This window comes from Zavarzinia sp., assembly GCF_049306435.1.
Classification (GTDB): Bacteria; Pseudomonadota; Alphaproteobacteria; order Zavarziniales; family Zavarziniaceae; genus Zavarzinia.
The window spans coordinates 1-2321 of sequence record NZ_JBAQRT010000258.1 but is presented as its reverse complement, the minus strand read 5'-3'; the positions used below and the strand labels follow the sequence as shown (position 1 = coordinate 2321).

The 2321-nt window shown below is 72.6% G+C and carries 2 protein-coding genes; one reads left to right on the top strand and one right to left on the bottom strand.

Features of this window, described 5'->3' with window-relative positions; genetic code table 11:
* Nucleotides 1–1575: penicillin acylase family protein (locus tag WAZ62_RS14840; RefSeq protein ID WP_422644313.1), on the top strand; the 1575-nt coding region annotated here is incomplete at its 5' end.
* 47 nt (nt 1576–1622) lie between these two features.
* On the opposite strand, the gene WAZ62_RS14835 is transcribed toward WAZ62_RS14840, so the two are convergent.
* Nucleotides 1623–2321 (bottom strand): heterodisulfide reductase-related iron-sulfur binding cluster (locus tag WAZ62_RS14835; RefSeq protein WP_422644312.1); only part of this gene is annotated, 699 nt, incomplete at its 5' end.

The following is a 2321-nucleotide window of genomic DNA, read 5'->3' as shown; positions in this document are numbered from 1 at the left end:
GCCCCGGGCGGCGATGCCGCCACCGCCCTGCTGGGCGGACGCGCCGGCATCGGCAGCAATTCCTTCGCCGTCGCCGGCCGGCGCTCGGAAAGCGGCGCCGGGCTCATCGCCAGCGATCCGCATCTGGCCATCGGCCTGCCCAACCCCGTGATGGTGGTCGGGGTGAAGTCCCCGGGCTTTCACGTCGCCGGCCTGATGATGCCGGGCCTGCCCTTCTTTCCGGTCGGACGCAATCCGGACATGGCCTGGGGCGGCACCAATCTCTACGCCCAGACCAGCGATCTCTTCGACGCCGCCGACCTGCCGATCGAAACGATATCCGAGACTTTCCGCGTGCGCGGCGGGCGCGACCGCGTGCTGCCGCTGCGGCGCTGTATGCTCGGCCCCATCGTCTCGGACGGGCCTTTGCTGCGCGCGAAATCGCCCCTCGCGCTGCGCTGGACCGGCCATGGCGCGGGCGAGGAATTCACCGCGATGCTGGCGGCGGCCCGGGCCCGCGCGGCCGGGGATTTTCGCGCCGCGATCGACGGCTTCGGCCTGCCCGGCCTCAACATCACCCATGCCGGGCGGGACGGCCACATCGGCCACCTGCGCGCCGTCCATGTCCCGCGCGGCCGCCCCCGCGATCCCGCCGACCTCGTGCTTTCGCCGGATGCCGCCTGGCCGCTGGAAGGTCTCGCCACCGCCCGCGAATTGCCCGCCGCCCACGACCCTTCATCGGGCGCCGTCGTCTCGGCCAACGAGCCGCCACCGCCGGGCGATATTCCCATCGGCCATTTCTTCGCGCCCCGGGACCGGGCGGAGCGGATCAGCCAGTTGCTGGCGGTACGCGACACCCTGAGCCTCGACGATCTGCGCCGCGTTCAGCGCGATGTGTCCCATGCGCCCGCCCTCCCCTTGCGCGATCATCTGCTGGCCCTCGGCACCGGGACCCGGCGGAAACCGGGGGCGCGGCGACTGTTCGACCTCATCGCTGGCTGGGACGGGTCATACGCGGCCGAAAGCCCGGGTGCCGCCGCCTTCGAGGTCACGCTGGCCCTCCTCGTCCGGCGGGTGACCGGGCGGCACCAGCTTGCCGCCCATGAGGCGCTGCGCCAGTCGCGCCGGCTGATCGCCGAGGAACTGCGGACCCTGCCGCGCGAGACCCTGGCCCCCGCCTTCGAGAAGGCGCTGGGCAAGGCGGCCCGCCGCCTGCCGGCGGGCACGGTCTGGGGCGACCTGCACCGGCTGCGCCCGGGGCATTTCATCGCCGGCCTGCCCCGTGTCGGCCGCTTCTTCCGCGCCCCCGACAGGCGGAGCGCCGGCGGCAACGACACGGTGGCCAAGGCCGCCTTCGGTCTTGCGACCGGACGGCATCATGTCGGCTTCGGCGCCGCCGTCCGTCACCTGTCCGATCTCGGCGACGAGGACGGCAATCATTTCTGCCTGCTCGGCGGCCAGGACGGCTGGTTCGGCAGCACGACGGCCATGGACCAGATCGACCCCTGGCAGGCGGGCGAAACCCTTCAGGTCCCCTTGCGGCTGGAAACCGTCCGCCGCAGCTTCACCCGCGTGACGGTGATCGAGCCGCTCTGAGCTTCGTCCCTCCTGCGAAGGCCGGAACCTCGCGACGAGGGGTCACCTTAAGCCGGCGGCAATCCCACAGGCGCCGGCCCACCCGTTGCCCAGTCCAGCAATTCGACCGTATGCACCACCGGCAGGGCGCCGTGCAGGTCGATCTGGGTCATGCAGCCGATATTGCCGGCGGCGATCAGGGGCGCGCCGGTCGCCGCCAGGGCGGTGGCCTTGTTGGCGCCCAGCTGCGCCGAGAATTCGGGCTGCAGCATGTTGTAGGTCCCGGCCGAGCCGCAGCAGAGGTGCGGATCGACGGGCTCGCGTAAGATGAAGCCCGCCCGGGCCAGCAGGCGTTTCGGCGCCGTCACCCGCTGGCCATGGCGCAGCGAACAGGCATCGTGATAGGCGATGGCGCGTCCGGCCGCGACCCCGGTCACCGCCAGCTCCACCCCGTCCAGCACTTCGCTGACATCGCGGGCGAGGCCGGCGAGACGGGCGGCGGCGGCGGCCCGCGCCGGGTCGTCCTTCAGCAGGTGGCCGTAATCCTTCAGCGTGGTGCCGCAGCCGCTGGCGGTGACGATCACCGCATCCAGCCCGTCGATCTGTCCGGCCAGGGCATCGACGACGGCCGCGGCCATGGCCTTCGCCTTGCCGTCCTTGCCCATATGCAGCGGCAGGGCGCCGCAGCAGCCCGCCTCGGGCACCACCACCTCGATGCCGTGCCGGGTCAGCAAGCGGACCGCCGCGGCATCGACGCCGGGCCGCAG